General features: G+C 71.8%; 13 protein-coding genes. 9 read left to right on the top strand and 4 right to left on the bottom strand.

Translation table 11 applies throughout. The features are described from left to right. Positions 1-95: 95 nt before the first annotated feature. The 3 genes from ACH34Q_RS33705 to ACH34Q_RS33695 all read left to right on the top strand — a co-directional run bounded on the left by ACH34Q_RS33705 (position 96) and on the right by ACH34Q_RS33695 (position 8,300). Entirely contained in the window at positions 96-1,316 is a 1,221-nt protein-coding gene (locus ACH34Q_RS33705; RefSeq protein WP_395987175.1) for an alpha/beta hydrolase, read from the top strand. Positions 1,317-1,366: 50 nt separating this feature from the next. Continuing rightward, entirely contained in the window at positions 1,367-4,621 is a 3,255-nt protein-coding gene (locus ACH34Q_RS33700; protein ID WP_395987174.1) for an ATP-binding protein, read from the top strand. Positions 4,622-4,790: 169 nt separating this feature from the next. Next, positions 4,791-8,300 (top strand): WD40 repeat domain-containing serine/threonine protein kinase, encoded by a 3,510-nt coding sequence (locus ACH34Q_RS33695; protein ID WP_395987173.1) that lies wholly within the window; start codon positions 4,791-4,793, stop codon positions 8,298-8,300. A 70-nt stretch (positions 8,301-8,370) separates the two neighbouring features. Here ACH34Q_RS33695 and ACH34Q_RS33690 read toward each other — a convergent pair whose 3' ends face one another. Then, positions 8,371-9,147, bottom strand: a complete 777-nt coding sequence (locus ACH34Q_RS33690) for an ABC transporter permease (RefSeq protein ID WP_395987172.1) — start codon at positions 9,145-9,147, stop codon at positions 8,371-8,373. Further along, positions 9,144-10,268, bottom strand: coding sequence for an ATP-binding cassette domain-containing protein (locus ACH34Q_RS33685; protein WP_395987171.1), 1,125 nt, complete (start codon positions 10,266-10,268; stop codon positions 9,144-9,146). The genes ACH34Q_RS33690 and ACH34Q_RS33685 overlap by 4 nt, the downstream gene beginning before the upstream one ends. Positions 10,269-10,441: 173 nt before the next feature. Between ACH34Q_RS33685 and ACH34Q_RS33680 the strand changes: the two genes are divergently transcribed. The 6 genes from ACH34Q_RS33680 (at position 10,442) to ACH34Q_RS33655 (ending at position 19,206) form a co-directional block, all read left to right on the top strand. Continuing rightward, positions 10,442-11,503, top strand: a complete 1,062-nt coding sequence (locus tag ACH34Q_RS33680) for a PP2C family protein-serine/threonine phosphatase (RefSeq protein WP_395987170.1) — start codon at positions 10,442-10,444, stop codon at positions 11,501-11,503. 221 nt (positions 11,504-11,724) lie between these two features. Beyond that, on the top strand, positions 11,725-12,615 hold the full coding sequence (locus ACH34Q_RS33675) for a helix-turn-helix domain-containing protein (protein WP_395987169.1): 891 nt from the start codon (positions 11,725-11,727) through the stop codon (positions 12,613-12,615). A gap of 195 nt (positions 12,616-12,810) precedes the next feature. Then, the gene (locus ACH34Q_RS33670) at positions 12,811-13,635 is read left to right on the top strand and encodes an SAM-dependent methyltransferase (RefSeq protein ID WP_395987168.1); all 825 of its coding nucleotides are present in this window, start codon (positions 12,811-12,813) and stop codon (positions 13,633-13,635) included. 161 nt (positions 13,636-13,796) lie between these two features. Then, positions 13,797-14,501, top strand: coding sequence for a DUF998 domain-containing protein (locus ACH34Q_RS33665; RefSeq protein WP_395987167.1), 705 nt, complete (start codon positions 13,797-13,799; stop codon positions 14,499-14,501). Between the two features lie 5 nt (positions 14,502-14,506). Beyond that, on the top strand, positions 14,507-16,828 hold the full coding sequence (locus tag ACH34Q_RS33660; protein WP_395987166.1) for a hypothetical protein: 2,322 nt from the start codon (positions 14,507-14,509) through the stop codon (positions 16,826-16,828). 5 nt (positions 16,829-16,833) lie between these two features. Further along, complete coding sequence (locus ACH34Q_RS33655; RefSeq protein WP_395987165.1) at positions 16,834-19,206, top strand: hypothetical protein; 2,373 nt, start codon at positions 16,834-16,836, stop codon at positions 19,204-19,206. Here the strand turns inward: ACH34Q_RS33655 and ACH34Q_RS33650 are convergent. Together ACH34Q_RS33650 and ACH34Q_RS33645 are read right to left on the bottom strand one after the other, a co-directional pair. Beyond that, entirely contained in the window at positions 19,160-21,130 is a 1,971-nt protein-coding gene (locus ACH34Q_RS33650) for a glycosyltransferase family 2 protein (RefSeq protein ID WP_395987164.1), read from the bottom strand. The genes ACH34Q_RS33655 and ACH34Q_RS33650 overlap by 47 nt on opposite strands. Positions 21,131-21,294: 164 nt before the next feature. Continuing rightward, positions 21,295-21,984: a TetR/AcrR family transcriptional regulator gene (locus ACH34Q_RS33645; RefSeq protein WP_395987163.1), complete on the bottom strand. Its 690-nt coding sequence runs from the start codon at positions 21,982-21,984 to the stop codon at positions 21,295-21,297. Between the last annotated feature and the right edge of the window lie 180 nt (positions 21,985-22,164).

Below are 22,164 nucleotides of genomic sequence, written 5' to 3'. Positions count from 1 at the left end.
GGACGCACGCATGACCTGAACCTGACAATTCTGGGTAGATTCCTATCCCCTGGGGCGACTCGCCAGTAATGTTTGCGCTTTGAAAGGTGGGAGTCGTGCGCAAACAGGTGGATCGCTCGATCGCCATCGGCAGCATCGTCGCCGTGGCCGTCGTGCCGACGGTGCTGGTCCTGATGCCGTGGCAGGAGTTCGAGCCGGCCGGGACGAAGAGCAACAACTCCTCTCCGACCACCCCGGCCGACGGACTGCTCATGCCGCCGAGTCCGAATCGTTCACCGGGGGCCGAGCGGGCACCGTCCGCCGCAGGTCAGGACCCGCTGCCGCTGCCCGACATCGACACCCCGGCCGCCGGCGGCGGCGGAGGCGGGACGAGTGGCAACGGTTCGGCGGGCAACGGCCGGGCGACGCTCAAGCCGGCCGATGACGGCGCCCGGATCACCGCCGTGAAGTGGCATGGAAAGCGGCAGGCCGACGTCAGCATCGCGTCGCCGGCGCTGGGTTCCACGCAGAAGGTCCGGGTGCTGCTGCCCCGGGCGTGGAGTGCCACGGCGAACCGGACCTGGCCGGTCCTGCACGCCTACCACGGCGGCAGCGACACCTACCTCTCGTGGACCCGCAGCACCGACATCGAGCAGCTGGCCGCGAAGTACGACGTGCTGGTGGCCCTGCCCGAAGGGGCCAACGGCTCGTACGTGGACTGGTACAACGACGGCAAGGGCGGCATCCCTCGCTGGGAGACGTTCCACACCCAGGAAGTACGGCAGATCCTCGAGCGCAACTTCCGTGCGGGCTCGGCACGGGCGGCCATGGGGATCTCCTCGGGTGCGCAGGGCGCCGTCACCTACGCAGGCCGCTACCCCGGCATGTTCAAGTACGCCGGCGGCTTCAGCGGCGTGTTGTCGATGCTCTCGCCGGGCATTCCGGCGCTGCTGCAGTACATCAACGCCCGGCCCGGCCACGACCAGAGCGCGTCCATGATCTGGGGCGACCCGATCCGCGACCGCGCCAACTGGGTCGCGCACGACCCGTACCACCTGGCGCCCAACATGCGCGGGACCAGGATCCACGTGTCGTCGGGCAACGGCAGCAAGGGGCCGCTGGACAAGACGAACCACGCCCCCTGGGACATCAGGTACCTGAGCGAGTCGCAGGTCGAGCGCACCAACCGCGACTTCGTCCGGTCGGCGAAGTCGGCCGGCGTTCCGCTCACCACCAACTTCTACGGGGCCGGCTCGCACACCTGGGGCTACTGGAAGCGCGAGATGCACAGCCAGTGGCCGACGATGATGAGCGCGATCAGGGCCCGCAAGTACTGATCCCCGGTCGGGAGCCGGGGCGAATGGTCTGTCCCGGTTAGTCTGGCCCGGTGACCACCGAGCTGACCTTGCTGTCGCGGGTGGCCTTCCGCGGCGAGGAGATCGCCGGCCCCCGGCTGCGCGCTCTCATCGCCCTCATGGCGTGGGACCTGCGCGCGGGGTCGAGCGGCGCCCGGCTCATCGACGGGCTCTGGCCGGACGAGCGGCCTGACGAACGGCCCGCGAACCCGTCCAAGGCACTCCAGGTCCTGGTGTCCCGTGCGCGGGCCCAGCTGGGTCCCGGCGTCATCGCCAGCACGTCCACCGGTTACCGCCTGTCACTGGGCGAGGAGCAGGTGGACGCCTCCGCCGTCCTGCTCAATGCGTCCGCGAGCGCCCGGCATGCTCGCGACGGCGACCACAAGGCGGCGCTCGCGCAGGCCGAAGCGGGCCTCGCGCTGTGGGAGGGCGCACCGGAACGGGACGAGTCCGCCGCGCTCAGCGGTCCGCCGGATCCGCTGGCCGCGCTCCGGCTCGAACGTGCATCGACGTACCACTCGCTGGTACGGTCCCGCGCGCTCGCCCAGGCGCGACTGGGCCGCCACGAGGAGGCGGCCGGCCCCCTGGCCGATCTCGTACGGGAGCATCCGCGCGACGAGGAGCTGCTGCTCGCACTGCTGCGGTGCGAGGCGGCGACGGCAGGGGCGTCCACGGCGCTGGGCCGGTACGACGCGTACCGCCGCGCCCTGCGCGACGAGTTCGGCACCGATCCCGGGGCGGCGCTCCAGGCCGTACACCAGGAGCTGCTGCGGCAGGAGACGCCTCCCGTACGATCAGGCGTCCCGCACGAGCCCAACCCGCTCCTGGGCCGCGACGGCGATCTTGCGGCCGTCCTGGAACTGCTGCGGACGTCCCGGGTCACCTCGATCGTCGGTCCCGGCGGGCTGGGCAAGACCCGGCTGGCGACCGCGGTGAGCCGCGCGGCCGAGCAGCGCGTGGTGCATCTGGTCGCGCTCGCCGGTGTGGAACGGGACGAGGACGTCGCCACCGAGGTCGCGTCGGCGCTCGGCGCCGGCGACTCCCCGCGCGCCACGGCCGGCCGGCCCGTCAGGCCGGGAGACCTGCCCGCGAGCATCGCCGCCGAGCTCGGCCCCGGCCCCGCGCTGCTGGTGCTCGACAACTGCGAGCACGTCGTCCGGGGCGCCGCCGAGCTGGTGGGTGCACTGGTGGCGATGGCACGGGACGTGCGCGTGCTCACGACCAGCCGCGCGCCGCTGGAGCTGTCGTCGGAATCGGTCTACCCACTACCGGAACTGGACCCGCGCACGGCCGCCGAGCTGTTCGCCCAGCGCGCGCGGGCCGCGCGTCCGGGAGTGGACCTGCCGGCGGACGCGGTCGAGGAACTGTGCCGCCATCTCGACGGGCTGCCGCTCGCGGTGGAGCTGGCGGCCGCGCGGGTCCGGGCGATGTCGGTCGCCGAGATCGCCCGCGCCCTGGACGACCGCTTCGCCCTGCTGCGCGGCGGCGCCCGCGACGTTCCGGAACGGCACCGTACGCTGCACGCCGTCGTCGACTGGAGCTGGAACCTCCTCGACCCCGGCGAACGGGCCGCGCTGCGGGCGCTCTCCATCTTCCCCGGCGGGTTCACCGCCGACGCGGCACGCCACCTGCTTCCAGGCGACGCCCTTGCAGGCGACGACGTACCGCAAGGCGACGGCGTCCGCGAGACTCTGGAACGGCTGGCGGGGCAATCGCTGCTCGGCGTGACCGACACCGAGACCGGTACCCGCTTCCGGATGCTGGAGACCGTACGCGAGTTCTGCGCGGCCCATCGAGAAGCGGCCAGCGAGACCGGACGGGTGACCGCCGGATTCCTGGCGTGGGCCCGCGACTTCGGGGAGACGCGGCACGATCCCCTGGCCGGGCCCGCCCCCGCTCCGGCCGTCGAACGGATCCGCGCGGAGCAGGACAACCTCGTCCAGGCACTGCGTCTCGGGCTCGCCCGGGAGGACGGTGCGGCCGTCTCGGCGGTGGCGACCGTGCTCGGCAGCCTGTGGACGATCGAGTCCAACTACAGCCGCGTCGCGACCCTGTGTGCGGACATCTCCGGACTCCTGACGCGGTTCCGTCCCGGGCCCGAGGCCGCCGAGATCACCCGGGCGGCGCTGACGCTGTGCACGCTGAGCACGTTCCTGGCCGAGGGGCCGCGCGGCGTGCGCACGCTGGTGGCGCTGCGCCGGCTGCCGGACGTACCGCCGGACACGCTGCTCCAGGCCCTGGGCACCGTGCTCTGCGCGTCCCCCGAGATCCACGGCCCTGACCACCCGGTGCTGCGCGGGATGTGCGAGAGCGAGAAACCGATGCTGGCCGGGGTCGCCAACGCCGTGGCGAGCCACCTGTGGGAGAACGAGGGGGAGCCGGACGCGGCGCTGCGGGCCGCCGAGCGGATGCTCTCCGCGTTCGAGCGCGCGCGGAGCCCGCTGATGGAGGTCATGACCCGTTCCCGGCTCAGCGAGCTGTGCCTGCAGGTCGAGCGCGGCGACGCGGCCGAGCGCCACGTACAGGCGGCGCTGCCGCTGCTGCCCGAGCTGGGTGACCTGACCGACGTGGCCTCGATCCGGTGGGCGATGGCCCTGGCCGCGCTCCAGCAGGGCAGGCTCGACGAGTCCGCGCACTGGCTGGAGCAGGCGGAGGTGACCGGACCCGGCGAGACGTACGGGGCGGCCACGTTCACCCTCGGGGTGCGGGCGGAGATCGCGCTGGCCGGCGGCGATGCCGAGGGCGGCCTGCGGCTGTGGCGCACCACGGCGGGGCTGTCCTGGGACGCCGAGTCCCTGACCGCCCGGACCAGCGGCTCCGCGCAGGACCCGTGGACCCTGGAGGTCCTGGCCGTCACCGTGATCGCGCACGCGTACGAGGGGCGGCTCGGCCTCGTCCGGGACATCCTCGCCGAGCTGCCGGGCGAGCTGGCGGCGATGCTGGGCAGCCCCCTGCTGTTCGCCCCGACGCCTGCGTTCACCGGCTTCACGGTCTGCGGCACGCTGCTGCTCGCGCTGGGCCTCGCGGACCTCGGCGCCGGCGATACCGCCGGCCACCGGCGCGGGGCCCGGATGGTCGCGCTGGCCGAGCGCTTCCGCTTCAGCCACAGCATGCAGCCGACCATGTCCGCCGAGCGCGCCCGCCGAGCGGCCGAGGAGGCCGACGGGCCGGCGTACGCCGACGCGGTGTCGTCGTACGCCGGCCTGAGCCGCAGGGAGCTGCGGGACGCCGCCCTGGAGGCACTCCGGGCCCGCGAACCGTCCACGAGCCGAGGTCTTCACCCCTGACGGCGCGGAACCAGCGCGGCGGCCGCGGATTCCGCCGGATGGGCGCCGATGCCGCACACGACTTGCTCGGCCGCTGGCCAGAACTTCACGGAGACCAGAACTTTCAAGTAGACATGGACGTCTATCTGGTCCGGATGATCTTCTATGAGGCGAGCCACGGAGGTCGAACTTGGTCGCACCGCTTCTTCCCGCCGATCCGCGCCAGCTGGGCGCCTTCTATCTCGACGGACGGCTCGGCGCGGGAGGCCAAGGGGTCGTTTACGAGGGCTATGGGCCGGGTGGCGAGCGCGTGGCCGTGAAGGCGCTGCACGGCGTGAGCGACCGGGACCGCGACCTGTTGCGCAGGGAGGTCTCGGCGTGGCGCAAGGTGGCGCCCTTCTGTACGACCAAGGTGCTCCACACCGACGTGGACGGTCCGGTCCCGTTCGTGGTCAGCGAGTACGTGGCGGGCCCGGACCTGCGGCAGGCCGTCCGGGAATCGGACGGCCACTACGGACCGGAGCAGCTCCGCCGGCTGGCGATCGGCCTGGCCACGGCCCTGGTGGCGATCCACCGGGCGGGAGTGGTGCACCGGGATCTGAAGCCCGAGAACATCCTGCTCGGCTCCGACGGCCCCCGGGTGATCGATTTCGGCATCGCCGGCGTCGAGGAGCTGTCCACCACCGGCGGGGTCAAGGGCACCCTTCGCTACATGCCGCCCGAGCGCTACCGGGGGCTGCGTAGTGACGCCAAGGTCGATGTGTGGGGCTGGGGCGCCGTCATCCTGTTCGCCGCGACGGGCCGCCCCGCCTTCGACGGTGAGACCGTTCCCGCCATCGCGCATCAGGTCGCCACCCACGAGCCCGACACGTCGGTGCTCGACGAGCCGCTGCGTTCGCTGGTGGCGGCGGCGCTGTCCAAGGACCCCGCCGACCGGCCGACATCGCAGGAGCTGCTGCTGGGCCTGGCCGGTGGAGTGAGCCTGGCCGAGGCCGCGGGCAAGGCCGTTCCCCTGGACACCCCTGGGCACGTCGAACGCTCCCGCGCAGAACTGGCCGAGACCGTGTACAACGACCTCGACCCGGTGGCACGGGAGGCGTTCCCGCGGATGTGCCTACGCCTGGTCGCCCCGGGCGAGCGCGCCGAGGACACGCTGCGTTCGGCGCACAGGCGCGAGTTCGCCGACGACCAGACCGACGCGCAGGCCGTGGAGCGGACCCTGCGCGCCTTCACCGCCGCCGGGATCCTGGTCTGGGAAGGCGAGACGGTCACGCTCGCCGGCGCGGCGCTGATCAGAGCCTGGCCTCGGCTGCGCGCGTGGGTGGAGGACGAACGGGCAGGGCTGAGCGTCCATCAGGACCTCGTCGGCGCCTCCCGGCTCTGGGACGGTCATGGCCGCAAGAGCAGCGACCTCTATCAGGGGACGGTGCTGGACCGGGCGCAGTCCTGGGCCGCGACGGGACGCCGTCACCTCACGCTCAACCTGGTCGAGCGTGCCTTCCTGGACGCGGCGGCGATGCTGGCCCGGCGCCGCGGCCGGTTGCGCACTCTGCTCAGCGCCGTGCTCGCCGTGCTGCTGGTCATCGCGGTCGGTGCCGCCGCCGTCGCGGTCGACCAGCGGCAGACGGTCGCCGGCCAGCGTGACCGCGCCGCCTCCGCCCAGGTCGCCGGCCTCGCGCTGGCGCTGCGCCGTACCGACCCGCGACTGGCCCGGCGCCTGGCCGTGGCGGCGTGGTCGATCTCCGGTACGACCGAGGCGTGGTCGGCCCTGCTGACGACCCGGCATCAGTGGGAGGACAAGTCCGTCAAGATCCCCGATTTCGAGGCGTCCCAGTCGGACCTGGACGGCACCGGACGGACCCTGCTCGCCGCCTCCGGCACCCGGGTGAGTCTGTGGGACGTCGACACGGGCCGGCGGCTCGGCTCCTACACGGCCGCCTCCGCCGTCAACCGGATGGACATCTCCGATGACGGCCGCACGGTCGCGGTGCGTACCGGACGGGACCAGCAGACCGTCATCCTGGACGCGCCGGGACTGCGGCCTCGCAACGGCCACCGCTACCAGGCCGCCGGCGACTTCGGCGAAGGCGAGATAGCGCTCAGCCCGTCCGGTACCTTCCTCGCGGTGACCGGCCCCGGCGGTGACGGGAAGGGAGCCGCGGTCTGGGACACCCGGACGGGGCGACGCGTGTTCGAGCAGGCCGGCGGCGAACACCTCGTGCCGTCCTTCGACCCGCATGAGGACAGGTTGTCCCTCACCTGGAGGGACAAGGTCGAATGGATCGACCTGGCCACCGGCGAGAAGGTCGCCGTTCCCGATCTCCATCGCGACGACTTCGGGCACGTCCCGGTCCGGTTCAGCCCGGACGGGCGGAGTGCCGTGCTACCGAACAAGGACGGAGGCCGTCTGGTCCCGCTGGGCGGCGGAGTGGACAACGATCTCAAGAGCCCGCCGGGCACCCCGACGGTGGAGATGCGGTTCAGCCATGACGGGAGGTACATCGCCGCGGGCTTCACCGTCTGGGAACTGTCCAGCTTCGGTGACATCGAGCCCGCCCTCCGGTACGAGACCACCGCGGACGAGTGCGAGCCGCACACCAGCCGGTTCTCGGCCGACGATTCGGAGTTGCGATGCGTCGGCACCGACGGCGTCCTGCGTTCCCTCGACATCGCGCGCATCACCGGACCCGCGGTGGCGGAGGGGGACGGGTACGGCGCGACGGCCGCCGGCCGAGACGGCTCCACCCTCGCGCTCTCCGCCGGCAGCGACATCGAGATCTGGTCGACCGCACCACCGGCCAAACGGTTCGTCCTGCCACCGTCCGACCTCTCAGGCTCCGAACCAGTGCTCAAGCTCAGCCGGGACGGCCGGCTGCTCGCCCTGGGGCACGGCAGCAGGGACGATGAGATCGAGATCTGGGACCTCGCCAAGCGATCCCGGCTCGGGGTCCTGCCCGAATCGGTTCCTCCCAGGAGCGATACGGGGTCGGACTTCGCACGACATCTGGACTTCTCTCCGGACAACAGATCACTGGTCCGCAGCCATACCGAGCGGGGAACCGCCCGGCTCACGTTCTGGGACCTGACCACGATGACGAAGATCCGCGAGATACGCGCAGGGGCCGGTTCGGTGGAGTTCCGGCCGGACGGGAAGGCCGTGCTGGCCGCCCCCGGGCCCGGTCTTCTCGCCTTCCCGTCCGGAAAGGTCATCACAGGTGGAGCCGGGAGCCTGTGGGCGAGCCGGTTCAGCACCGACGGAAGGACGCTGTACCAGCACCCCGAAGGCAACGCCGGCAAGATCCTCACCTACGACGCACGGACCCTGCGGCGCAAGGGAGACGGACTGCGCACCGGGCCGCTCCCGGTCGGAGTGAGCTCCCCTCCCGTCGCCCATTCCTCCGACGACCGCCTGATCGCCACCCCGCACGGTGACTCGGATTCCAACGAGATCAAGCTCTGGGACCTCGAGAGCCGTACCCAGCTCGGCAGCGCGCTGACCGGGCACCTGGACTTCGTCGTCGAGATGACCTTCACCCCCGATGACTCCGCGCTGATCAGCGTGGATCAGAGCGGCAGGTTCGCCCGACACACGATCGCGCCGCGTCTGCTGACCGATGAGCTCTGCGCCAAGGCGGACGCCCTGACCGAGGCGGAGTGGAAGACGCGGATCCCCGACGTCCCCTACCGCAAGACCTGCTGACCGCTGGTACCGGCGGCCGCCGGTACCGCTGGTACTGGCGGCCGCCGGTACGACGTCGGCCTGGTCGGCGCTAGGCCATCTCGCGCTTGAACAGCCGCTTCGACCAGAGGTAGCCGCCTACCCCGATGACGGCGCACCAGGCCAGCGAGATCACCGCGTGGCTCCCGATCGGGGTTCCCATCAGCAGCCCCCGGATCGTCTCGTTCAGCGACGTGAACGGCTGGTACTCGGCGAACCAGCGCACCCCCGCCGGCATCGACTCCGGCGGGACGACCGCGCTGCCGATGAAAGGCAGGAACTGCAGCAGGATGGGGCTGTTGCTGGCCCCCTCGGGGGTCTTGGCCATCAGGCCGAGCCCCACCGCCAGCCAGGTCAGCGCCAGCGACAGGAGGCTCAGCAGCGCGAACGCCACCAGCCACTCGACCGCGCTCGCGTCCGGACGGAAGCCCATCAGGACCGCGACCGCGGCGACCAGCGCCGTGCTGACCATCGTCTGGATGATGCTGCCGACGACATGGCCGGTCAGCAGCGACGTCCGGGAGATCGGCATGGTACGGAACCGGGCGACGATCCCCTCGGTCATGTCCGTGCAGACCGACACCGACGTCACCATGCATCCGGAGGTCACCCCCATCAGGATGATCCCGGGCGCGATGTAGTCGATGTAGTCACCGCCGCCGCTGATCCCGGCACCGAGCGCGCCGCCGAAGACGCCGACGAACAGCAGCAGCATGATGATCGGCGTCCCCATCGTGGCGATCGTCATGCCGGGGTAGCGCTGCGCGTGCCGCAGGTTGCGGCGGGTCATCGTGACCGAGTCGCGCGCGGCGAACGAGAGCGTGGTCATCGCGTGGTCACCCCTGTCGGCCGGCCCGTGGTCGGCTGGTCCGTGGTCGGCTGGCCCGTGGTCGGCTGGCCCGTGGTGGGCTGGCCCGTACGGGGCGCGTTCTGGCCGGTGAGGGCGAGGAAGACGTCGTCCAGGTCCGGGGTGTGCACCGACAGTTCGGCCACCTCGACCGAGGCGCGCTCCACCAGGTCCAGCACGTCCCGCAGCGACCGGACGCCGCCGTTCCCCGGCACCTGGAGGGTGAGCGCCTCGTCGTCGCGCCGTACCTCGTGCAGCCGCCGGCTCTCGCCGAACGCCCGCGCCGCCGCGTCGAGCGCGGCCTGCTCGGCGAACCGCAGCTGGACATGGCCGCCGGGAACGAGCCGCTTGAGCTCGGCGGGGGTCCCCTCGGCCACCAGCCGGCCCCCGTCCAGGACCGCGATCCGGTCGGCCAGCCGGTCGGCCTCCTCCAGATACTGCGTGGTCAGGAAGACCGTGACCCCGCCGTGCACCAGCTCGCGGATGATCTGCCACATGGTGCGCCGGCTGCGCGGGTCGAGGCCGGTGGTCGGCTCGTCGAGGAAGATGATCCGCGGCTCGCTGACCAGCGTCATCGCCAGGTCCAGCCGGCGCTTCATGCCACCGGAGTAGGTCGCGGCGTTCTGCCCGGCCGCCTCGGTCAGCTCGAACGTGCCCAGCAGCCCGGCCGCCCGCCGCCGCCCCTCGTCCCGGCCCAGATGATGCAGATCCGCCATCATGACCAGGTTCTCCTCGCCGGTGAGCAGGCCGTCCACCGCCGAGTACTGGCCGGTCACGCCGATCGCGGCGCGGACCGCGTCCGGCTCTTCGGCCAGATCGTGGCCGGCGACCCGGGCCCGGCCGGCATCGGCGGCGATCAATGTGGAAAGGATCTTCACCACGGTCGTCTTGCCGGCGCCGTTGGGGCCGAGCAGCGAGAAGACCGAGCCCTGCGGCACGGTGAGGTCGATCCCGTCGAGCACGACCTTGTCGCCGTACGACCGGCGCAGGCCGGCGACCTCGATCGCCGGCGGGGCCGCGCTCGCCCGTGGGGCCGGGTGCGTCGGTGGTGTCGGGTCCACCGGTGGTATCGGGTTCACCGGTGGTATCGGGTTCGTCGTCATGGCACCGATGCTGCGGGTGGCGGGTGTTACCTCGGTTTCACGGCGGTTTCACTGCACCCGTGCAATAGCGTGTCGAACGCAGAAAGGCGGCGCGGTTAATCTCGTACGACACGGATCTCTTATCGGCGCGGATCTCAGATCGGCGCGGGGGAACGTCACTTCAGGGGGCCAGGGTGGGGCAGGGAACGGGAGACCTGGGCGGCCGCTTCCTGCGCTGGCTGCCCTTCGGGGTGATGGCCGTCATCGGGACGGCCGACTTCCTCGGCGGCCCCGGCGCCGGCTACCTCCCGCTGCTGTCCCTCGGTCCCGCGTTCGCCAGCCTCTCCAGCGGTGTCCGCCGTACCGCCTGGATCGGCCTGCTGTCCGTCGGCCTCTGCGTGGCGCTGGCCGTCTACAACCACCTGCTCGGCAGCCGGGGCTCCTACCTCGCCCTGCTGTCGATCGTCGGTGTCACCGCCGCCGCGATGCTGGCCGCCGAGTCGCGCGAGCGCAAGGAACGCGAGCTGCACGACATCCGTACCGTCGCCGAGGTCGCCCAGCGGGTCCTGCTCAGGCCGGTCCCCCGCCGGGCCGGCTCCATCCACGCCGCGGTCTCGTACACCTCGGCGACGGCTCGCGCCCGGATCGGCGGCGACCTGTACGAGGTGGTGACCACCCCCGACGGTGTACGGGTCATCGTCGGCGACGTCCAGGGCAAAGGCCTGGACGCGGTGGAGACCGCCGCCGTCGTGCTCGGCGCGTTCCGCGAGGCCGCGTACGACGAGCCCGATCTGCCCGGCGTCGCGCTCCGCCTGGAGCGGGCGCTCAGCCGGCATCTGACCGGCGAGCAGTTCGTCACCGCCGTGCTCGCCGAGCTCGGCCCCGGCGACAAGGCCGGCCTGCTCAACTACGGCCACCCGCCGCCCCTGATGATCCGCCCGGACGGCCGTACCGAGCTGGCCGAGCCGCCCGACGTCGCGCCGCCGCTCGGCCTGATGGACCTGACCACGTCCCGGCCGCCGTCCTTCGAGATCGACTTCGGTCCCGGCGACCAGATGCTGCTCTACACCGACGGCGTGATCGAGGCCCGCGACGCGGCCGGCCGGTTCTACCCGCTCGTGGACCGTGCCCACCTGCTGACGGCCGCCGAGCCGCAGGAGGCCCTCGACAAGCTCCAGAACGACCTGATCGAGCACGTCGGCGGCCCCATCACCGACGACGCCGCCATGCTCCTTCTGCGGCACCGCCACAAGTGACCGGCACCGCCGCGAGCGAGCCGAACGACCCGAACGATCCGGACGAGGCATACCGAACGGAATTTCGCGGCACCCGGCGGCGCCCGCCACTCTGGTGAGACACTGGCCCTGGGCCCGTTCCAATCCCACCGGCTTCATTCCCTGCCGGCTTCACTGTCTCGCCCGCTTCACTACCCCGCCGGCTTCACTACCCCGCCCGCTTCACTGCATGAGGAGCAGAGGTGAACGCGCTTCCGAGCGGTCATTCCTGGACGGCGGCGCGCGCGCACGGGGGACCGACCGTGCTGCGCATCCTGCTCGGCGGGCAGCTGCGGCGGCTCCGGGAGGCGAACGGCATCTCCCGCGAGGCCGCCGGCGACGCGATCCGGGCCTCCGGCTCCAAGATCAGCCGGCTGGAGCTCGGCCGGGTGGGGTTCAAGCAGCGCGACGTCGCCGACCTGCTCACCCTGTACGGCGTGCATGACAAGGACGAGCGCGAGGCGCTGCTCGGACTCGTCTACCGGGCCAACGCACCCGGCTGGTGGCATCGCTACGGCGACATCCTCCCGCCGTGGTTCGAGGTCTACATCGGGCTGGAGGAGGCCGCCTGCACGCTGCGGATCCACGAGACGCGGTTCGTTCCGGAGCTGCTGCAGACGACGGAGTACGCGACGGCCTCGATCGCGCTGGCCCGCCCCGACGCGCCGCCGTGCGAGATCGAGCGCAGGGTCAGCCTGCTGATGCGCCGCCAGGAGGTCCTGCGGCGGGCCGACGCCCCGCAGCTGTGGGCGGTGGTCGACGAGGCCGCGCTGCGCCGCCGGGTCGGCGGCGAGGACATCATGCGGGCCCAGCTGGCCGCGCTGATCCAGGCGGTACGGTCCCCGGCGATCACCGTGCAGATCGTGCCGCCCGGCCACGGCGCGGTCGCCGCGTTCACCGGTCCGTTCTCGCTGCTGCGGTTCGCCGAGACGGGGCTGCCCGACATCGTCTACCTGGAGCAGCTGACGAGCGCGCTCTACCTGGACAAGCCCGCCGACCTGGCCGTCTACAAGAGGTGCCTCGACCGGCTGTCGGTCAACGCCGCTCCCCCGACGGCGACGGCCGGCATCTGCGCCGGCATCCTGGCCGAGTGATCCCGCGCAGGCATACGGCGCAGGCATACGGCGTGGGCATGCAGCGCAGCCCTACAGCGCGAGTATCCGCGGAACAGTCGGCGTAGAAGTGTGGCGTAAACATTTCACTCGATACCACTAAGGCTTGCCGATTATCGACACACCCGGTCAGACTTGAGGCGCCATCGCCGAGGACGCCGTCGGAAGGTGACCGCAATGACCGGTAACTCGTACGCCCCCGGCCCCGGTCCGGAGATCGAGATCGAGATCGACACGAGCGTGGCGCATCCGGCGCGGGTCTGGGACTACTGGCTCGGCGGCAAGGACAACTATCCCGCCGACCAGGAGCTGGGCGACCACCTCAACGAGACCATGCCCGAGGTGGTGATCTGGGCGCGCGCCGACCGCGAGTTCCTCGGCCGCGCCGTCCGCTACATGGTCACCGAGGCGGGGCTGCGGCAGTTCCTCGACATCGGCACCGGGATCCCCACCGCCGACAACACCCACGAGGTCGCGCAGCGGCTCGCCCCCGAGAGCCGCGTCGTGTATGTGGACAACGACCCGATCGTGCTGGCGCACGCGCGGGCGCTGCTCAACAGCGCGCCGGGCGGCGCGACCGACTACATCGACGCCGACGTGCGCGATCCGGACGCGATCCTGGCGGCCGCGGCCCGCACGCTCGACTTCTCCCAGCCGGTCGGGATCACGCTGCTGGGCATCCTGGAGTTCATCACCACCGACGAGGCGTACACGATCGTCGGCCGGCTGGTGGACGCGATGCCGTCCGGCAGCCATCTGGTGATCGCCTGCCCCACCGACGAGGTCAACGGCGAGGCGGTGCGGCGGGTCGTCCAGGACTGGAACGAGAGCGGCGCGACCCCGGCCGTACTGCGCAGCGGCGCCGAACTCGCCCGCTTCTTCGACGGCCTGGACCTGCTGGAGCCGGGCGTGGTCTCCCTCCCGAAATGGCGCCCCGAACTCAGCACCCTCTACGCCGACCGCGAGATCGGCTTCTTCTGCGCCGCCGGCCGCAAGCCCTGACCGAACGACGCCCGACCGTGCTCTGCCTGACTGCGTGGTGTCTGTCTGCACCGTGCCTGACTACGCGGTGCCTGACTACGCGGTGCCTGTCTGCGCTGCACTGCCCTCCCTTGGCGTCAATGTAAGTTGACACGCTCGCCACGTCAACTTACGTTGACGGCATGGACTCTCATGGAACGAACGTCGCGACGCGCGCCCTGCTGGCCTGCGGTGTGGTCGCCGGGCCGCTGTTCACCGCCGCGTACCTCATCGAAGGCGCCACGCGCGCCGGCTACAGCACCCTGCGGCATCCGGTCAGCTCGCTGGCGCTGGGCGAGTACGGCTGGACGCAGACCGCCAACTTCCTCGTGGCAGGAGTGCTGGTCGTGGCGTTCGCCGCCGGGGTCTGGCGCGCGGCACCGAGACCCGTCGGCGGGCCGTTCTGGGGCCCGGCCCTGATCGGGCTCTGGGGCGCCGGCCTGCTCGGCGCCGGGGCCTTCCGTGCCGACCCGGTAAGCGGCTACCCGAGCGGAACGCCCGATCTGCTCGAGGAGTACACGACGCTCGGCGCCCTGCACGACGGCGTGTCGATCATCGGATTCCTGGGGATGGCCGCGGTGTGCTTCGTGTTCACGCGGCGCTTCGCCCGCGTACGTTCCACCGGACGGGCCGTCCTCTCGGCCACCGCCGGTCTCCTCTTCCTGGTGCTGATGGAACTGTCCAACGTGGCGTTCTCGCAGAACGAGGCCCTGGTCGACCACGGCGGCCTCCTGCAGCGCGGAGCGGTCACCGTCGTGTGGGTGTGGATGGCCTGGCTCGCACTGCACCTGCTACGGAACGCGACCGCTTCCGGTCACCGCAAGGAGCACGCGACCGCCGATAGTTGATCTCAATGAGGATGACGCAGCGGCGAGCGGAACGCCTGCTCCTATGGACCGTGTGGTTCGACCGGCCCGGGTTCCACTGGTGGAACCAATCGATGCGCGACACCAGTCGTCGAGCATGGTCCAAACTCACGGAGGCGAGCGAGGACGGCGGCCCGGCCCTCACGGTGCTGGTGCGTCTGGCCGTCGGCAACGAGTACCTTTTGCATCCCCGCCGTGAGGCCGCCCGTGAATTGCTGGCTCACCGCTGGGTACGTGATCGCCGCCCGGTGCTGCGGCAAGCGGTCGGTGAACATGGCATGTCGCTGGCCGAGGACCTTGCATCGTGGGTGGCCGTCGTTCTGCGGAACGACTGGAGCCTGCATCTCATGTCCGCCGGCGACGACTCCCCGATCGATCTGCTCGCCGACACCGACGAGAAGGTGCGCGAAAGCACCGCCCGGGTTTGGGGTGACACCGCCGAACCCCTTCTCGGAGCCTTATGGGACATGCTTCTCCCGGTCTCCTCCGCCAGGCGGGAGATCCTGCTGGAGGTCCTGCGGCGCAACCCCCATCCCCTCTCACCGGACTCGCTTCACACCGCATGGCGGCTCTGGCTGGACGAGCCGTGCGCGTCCTTGTCGGAGTTCCTCCGTACCCTGGCCCTGCCCGCACCCGCGTCAGGGGACGGGGAGACCCGCCGGCTGAGCCTGCTCGTCCTCGGGTCCGCCTCTCCACAGGACCTGTGCCGTGCGGTGATCTCGGCGCGGACGCCCGAACATGTACGGCGGATCGTCGCCGGGACCTGCGCGGAACGCGCGATACTGCCGTCCGATCCACCCGAACGCGCACTGTTCCTCCTGTTGGCCGGACAGCTGACCAGGGAGTCGGCGGGGCAGCCGGCCGGGCACAGCACGGATGCCGCGGCGCTGGCCGCCGCGTACGGCAAGGCCCCGGAGGAACTGCGCGAACGGCTTCGTGCGGCGATCACCGCAACGGAGAACCTGGATCTGATCCGCAGGTTCGTGGGCATCGCCGGGCCGGGCTCGGTGACCGTACGCGACCGCGGTTCCCTGGCCGATCACCTGGTCGCGCGGCGAGCGTGGCCGGAGCTGTGGCGACTGGCGCTCGGCCTCCCGCTCGCTGAGGCGATCGCGACCGTGCAGCGGATCGAGGGATGGCGGGGGCCGGACGACACGGGCGCGCTGCTCGACCGCATGCTCGCGCTGGGTCCCGAACGCGCCGCCGCCGCGCTGAGCGCGTTCGGCACGCTGGAGCCCATCCGGCCCGAACCGGACGGCGCGGGGATCGAGATCCAGTGCTGTGCCCTCTCCCCGGATGGCACGCGCCTGGCCGTCGGCATGCTGCCGGCCGTCGGCACGCTGGATCGTCCGTCGCTCCGCCTCATGGAGTTCGCCCTGCCGGAAGCACGCGTCATCGCCCAGTACACCCCCCTACCGCTGGCGGGCAGGAGCGAATGGGCGGGAATCGTGCACACCGGTGAGGCCGTCCTGGCACTCCAGAACAGCTCGGACGAATCAGCCCTGATGCGGTACGAGAAAGGTGCGGACGAGCGCATCCACCACGCCACCGAGTGGGGCGAGTTACTCCAATCCATCCGGTTCTCTCCGCGTGGCCTGGTCGTCGGCTCCAACAGCAGAATCAGCTTGTTTCCACCGCCCTTCGACGGTGCCCATCACAGCGTCGATCTCCGCAGGCTCCGACTGATGTGGCCGGCACGTTCGATCGCCGTGGAACCCCGGACCGGACGAATCGCCGTGGGCGATTCCGACATCGCCGTGCTGGACGCGGACGCCGACCGCGTCCTCGCTCGCACGCACGTGCATCTGGCGGAGCCTCGCGGGCTCGTCTTCTCCTCCCCGCACCGGCTGATCACCCTGGACCGGGGAGTCGAGGTGACCGCCTGGCGGCGTGACGCCGGCACCCTGGTCGCCGACCGGACCGCACGACTGGCCACCTCCGTCGAAGGGATCACCGCGCTTCCGGCCTCCGGCCACATCGCCGCCGCGTGCGAGGGAGTCGTCCATTTGGACCCGTCGACACTGGAGCCGGCGGAGCCGCCGTTCATCCCAGGGCTGGACACCGTCTCGCTGGTCTGCTCCACGCCCTCGGGCGACCATGTGGCGTTCTCCGACGGAACGCAGGTGGAGGTGCACGGGACGTACCGGGATCGGGCCGGGCGGCTGCTCGACCGGCCGCTCGCGGACGCCACCGTCCCGGCGGATCTCGAAGCCATCGAGGCGCTGCTGGCCTCCGGCTCGTACCGCGGGGACGCGGCGGAACTGCTCCGGATCTTCCGGCTCTGCCTGCTGGAACGCTGGGAGGCTTGATGGCGATGTCACGGCGGAGAGCGGACCGGCTGGTCCGCTGGTCGGCGCGTCCCTGGGAGAACCGCTGGGCGAGCCGCTTCTCGCTGCGGGCCTGGATCACTCTCGTCAAGGCGAGTGAGCATGACGACCATGCTCGAGCCGCGCTGCTGCGGCTCGCGACCGGCGATGAGCACCGCACGCACTTCTGGCGCGAGGACACCCGGGACCTTGTGGCGGAAGTGTGGGCGAAAGAGCGCGATCACGCGTTCCGTGCGGTGGTACTCGAGCACGGCCTGATCCCGAAACACGGGAAGGAACGGTGGACGGCCGCCGCCCTGAACGGCCGCCTGCTCGAATGCTGGGCACCGGACGCCGGTCCGGCCGTCGCCGAGTTGCTGGACGACGATGACGAGGACGTCCGTACCGGCGCCGTCCGGGCCTGTGGCGAGGCCGCCGAGCCCGTTCTCGGAAACCTGTGGCAAGCGCTCGCCTCCGCGGCCGCAGGGCCGGGGAGCGACGCCTTGCTCCGCGAACTTCTCCGCAATCCCCGTCCCCTCGAACCGGACACGCTGGGGTTCGCCTGGCGGCATTGGCTGAACGACCCAGGAGACCCGTTGTGGGAGTTCCTCCGTGCGATCGGCCGCCCGGCGCCGACGGCGGGGGAAGGAGTCGTCCGGCGGCTGAGCCTGCTCGCCCTCGGGTCCGCCGCACCCGCGGACCTGTGCCGGGCAGTGATCTCGGAGCGGACACCCGACGCCGTGCGGCGGATCGTGATCGCGACCTGCGTGGAGCGGGGGCTGCAGCCGTCCGATCCGGCCGAACGGGTCATCTTCCTGCTGCTCACCGGTCAGAGCGCGCGAAGCCGGGAGGCAGATCCCGATGGAGCGCTGCTGGCCGCCGCGTACGCGAAGGCACCGGCCGGACTGCGCTCCCGGCTGAACGCGGCGGTTGCCGTCGCGGAGGAACCTGACCTCGTACGGGTCCTGCTGGGCACTGCGGAGCGGCGGGCGATGAGCGTCGAGGAGCGCGGGCTCCTGGCCGGCGGGCTGGCCGCCGGCGGCGCGTGGCCTGAGCTGTGGCGGCTGGCGCGCGACCTCCCGCTGGTGGAGGCGATCGCGGCCGTTCACCTGATCGAGGAGTGGCGGCCCTCGGGCGACGCGGGCGCGGTGTTCGACCGGCTGCGGCGCATGGAGCCGGAGCCGGCCGTCGCCGCACTGGAGTCGCTGAACCGGCGCGATCCCATCCGGCTGAACACCGGACTCGAGCAGATCGAGGGCTGCGCGCTCTCCCCGGACGGTAGCCGCCTGGCCGTCTTCGGACACAGCGTGCCCGGCGGCCGCATGTGCCACCACCTCATCGAGTTCGCCCTGCCGGAGGGACGGGTCGTCGCAACGTACGAGGGCGGCAGGGGCGGGGTGGGCGACAGTTCATGGCGGGAAGCCGTGCACACGGGCGACGACATCATCGCGATCGCCGGCAGCACGACCGGCTCGCTGGTGCGGTATGCCGGAGGAGAGCGCGAGCGCTTCTACGACTTCGACCTCGGCGGCCAGGTCGGTGCCGTCAGACTCGCGCCGAACGGGGTGGTGGCCACGAGCTTCGGTGGCGTCCATCTGTTCTCGCCGCCGTACGGCGTCCCCTCGCACGGGGTCCCCTCGCACAGTGGCCCCGCGTTCCATGCCCGCACCGAGGACCTCGGGCTGAAGCGGCCGTGGGCGTTCTCGTTCGCCGTGGAGCCGGAGAGCGGGCTGATCGCCATCGGCGACCGCGACCTCGCCGTGCTGGACGCCGGCGCGGGACGGGTCCTGGCCCGAACGCACGGCCTCCCCCGGACGCACCGAGGCGGCACCACCGACTTCCGCATGTTCGCCTTCGCGTCCCCGCACCGGATCATCACCGTGGACGACTCGTACCGTGTCGCCGCCTGGCGCCTCGACGGCGCCTCGCTGACCCTCGAACGCACGGCGCCGTTTCGGTTTCCCGTCCTGGGCCGGTGGATCACCGCCCTTCCCGCGAACGACCGCATCGCCGTGTGCGAGGGACGGCCGGTCTACCTGGACCCATCGACGCTCGAACGGACCGACCCACCGGTCGTCGGCAAGCTGGACGCCCACCACATCTGGTCGACGCCATCGGGCGAGCATGTGGCGTTCGGCGACCGGACGTGTATCGAGGTGCACGGGCCGTACCTCGACCCCGCCGGGCTCCTGCTCCAACGCCCGCTCGCCGGCACCGTTCCGGAGGACCTCGCGGCGATCGGCGAGCTCATCGCCTCCGAACGCTACGGCGGCGACGTCGCCGAGCTACTGACCCTTTTCCGCATCTGCCTGGGGGAACGTCACGGCGAGCAGGTCACCCTTGGGCGCGGCGGCGCCACGGAAGCCGCCGGCGCGGACTGACCACCAGCGAGAGGTTGCCCTTCTCCGTCACGTACGGCTCGATCCCGTACCCGGGAACGGGCGGCCGCGCCGGGGCCGGCAGCCGCCGCTCGTCGGCCGAACCGCCGGCCGCGATCCCGTACGACACGTCCCAGCGGCCGGGCGCCAGGCCCTTGAGCGGGATCCGGCCGGTGGCCCGCACGCCCTCGTCCGTATGCCGCGTCCGCAGCGGCGTCACGGTCACCGTCTCGGCGCCGCGCCTCCGCAGCACCGCGGTGATCGCGATCTCGGCGGGCACCGCGGCCCGCGGTTCCAGGGTCAGCTCCAGGGCCGGGCCTTCGACCAGCGCCGCCGCGAACGTGGTGACCGGTGCGGGGTGGCCTTCCAGCCCGCCGCAGTGCAGCGCGAGCACACCGCGACCACGGGTGAAGTAGGGCGTCACATAAGGGGCACCGCTCTTGACCGGGAGAATGCGGGAACCAGGCGGCTCGACCTCGGCAGCCGGGGACAGCGGCCCCTCACGGGTGAGGTCGCCGGCCTTCGTCACGGCGACGATGTCCCAGCGTCCGGCCGGCAGCGGGCCGCCGCCCGCGAGATCGATGTCGGCGACCATGCACGGAAGCTCCGCGTCGCCGGACGCCCTGTCGCAGAACGCCCCGTCCATGGTCTCCGCTTGGAACGGCACCCGGAACTCCATCGCGCCGTCGCGCTCGCGCAGGACCAGCTCAGCGGACTGGTCCCGCTCGCCGATCTCGGTCAGGGAGGCGTGCCCGCGGACCCGCAGCCGATCCCCCCGCCACTCCACCGTGTCCAGCCGGCGCCGCTGCCGCACCCGGTGCGTGATCTCGTAGTTCTCGTCGGGCACATGCTCATCTGGCACCTGCTCGTCCGGCACGGCCGTGCCGGGCAGGGCGTCCCGGAACCCGGGATAGAGCTGGAAGACCCGCGCCCCTTCGACCAATACCTCGGGCGGAGGGCCGTCCATCCCGCACGCGACGACTCGCGCGAGCAGATCGTCCAGACCCTCGGTCACGCAGTGGACGATCAGCCGCCCCCTGGCGCCGAACCGCTCGGCCACCCCGGGCGTCCACCATTGCTCGAACAGCGGCCGGGCCCCGTCCCGCGTCGCGGCCTGCTCCGCCGCGTCCAGGCCCGGGTAGCGCCGCCCGAACCGGGAGAAGATCTCGTTCAGGAAATGCCGGGCCATCAGCCGGTCGCGGTCGGGTCCCGGCGGCACCTGCTCCGCGATGTACCGCATCAGCTCGGCGATGCACGCGAAATGCGGGCCGGCCGTCGGGCCGCCCTGCTGCAGGACGCTGGTGCCGTCCTCACGATCGACCCAGTAGTAGCAGTCGTACTCCCCCACCACCGAGATCCCGTCGGCGCCGAAGTAGGCCCGCGCCGCGAACAGTTGGTCCTCGTACGCCAGCAGCCCGGCGGGGAACCGCAGCTCCAGCCGGTCGATCAGGGACCGCCGGAACAGCTTCAGCACCGACAGCGAGTCGTACACCGGCGGGTCCGCCGCGAGCACGGTCGTCCGCGCGACGTCGCGCTCGAACCGCGGCGCCTTGCGCCCGATGCCCACGTACCGGCCGATCACCACGTCGGTGCCGTTGGCGTCGGCCATCGCGCACATGCGTTCCAGCGCCTCGTCGCCCAGGTAGTCGTCGGCGTCGAGGAAGAAGACGTACTCGCCGGTGGCGTGCTCCAGCCCGGTGTTCCGCGGCCCGCCTGGCCCGCCCGAATTGGGCTGGTGAACGACCCGCAGCCACGGCCACCGCGCCGCCCACCGGTCCAGCTCCTCCCCGCTGCCGTCGGTGGAGCCGTCATCGACCGCGACGACCTCCAGCGCGTCCACGCCGATGCTCTGCGCGGACACCGACCGGAGCGCACGTTCCAGGCTGGGCCGGCAGTCGTAGACCGGCATGATCACGCTGACCTTCACGGGAACGATCCTCCACAGCGACAACGCGGGGCCATCGCGCCGCCGGTCCCGTACCGAGGCCCTCGTACTGGGAAATCCTCCGGCCTGCGCGCCTTCGGCGATGGCCCCCGGATTTTAGTCGCCGCGCTGACCACACCTCCCCTCAACGGACCGTTCCGGCACGCTCACACACGGCCGCTTCCGGCCCGCGAGGGCCCGCACCGGCGCGCCCGGCACGTTGACTCGTGGCGGTCGGCGAGGAGCTGCTGGCGGATGCCGGCGAAAAAGGTGACGAGGGTGTCGACGCACTCCTCGAGGTCGGGGTAGCGGCCTTCGAGGTGGCCGACGGCCATCGCCTCGGTCAGGGCGGTGACGCCGTCGGCGACCATCTCCAGGCGGGCCTTCTGGGACGGGGTCTCGGCGGTCAGCCCGGCGGCGGCGAGGTCCTCGACCATCTGGTCCCGGGTCTCGGCGGCCCGGCGGCGGGCGGCGTCACCGAGCGGGGAGGCGCGGTCGAAGCGGGCACGCACGCTCAGCCTGAAGAACTCGGGATGCCCGCACATCATCTCCAGGGGGACGCGGAACGCCTCGCGGAGCCGTTCGGCGCTGTGCGGGGCGGCGCTGGAACGCCGCCTGGCCTCGCGGACGACCGGGCCCGTCCGGCGGCGGGCCTCCTCGCCGAGATCCTCCAGCAGGTCCTGCATGTTGCGGAAGTGCACGTAGAACGTGGACTGGGCGATGCCCGCGTTGCGGCAGACATTGCCGGTGGAGAGCCCTGCCTCACCCTCGGTGTCGAGGATCCGCAGGGCCGAGGCGAGCAGCCGGCGCCTGGTCAGGTCCTTGGCCTCGCGCCGGCTCATCGTCACGTCTGGCATCCGCCCCCCTGCTCGATCCCTCTACTCGATCTCACTGCGCGATCCCTGCGCAGTCCCGCTGCTCGATGCTCGGCCCGCCGCTCGATGGTTCGGCGATAAGCCTACCGGTAGGGGATCTCCGCACTTATATGGGACGAACCAGGTGCAGTCAAGGCATTCCCTTCCGGGTTCGCCGATAGT

Origin of the sequence: Actinomadura sp. 9N407, assembly GCF_044326315.1 — a bacterium.
Taxonomy (GTDB): Bacteria; Actinomycetota; Actinomycetes; order Streptosporangiales; family Streptosporangiaceae; genus Spirillospora.
Note: the sequence above shows the minus strand (reverse complement) of the source record. Positions and strands in the feature narration are given on the sequence as shown.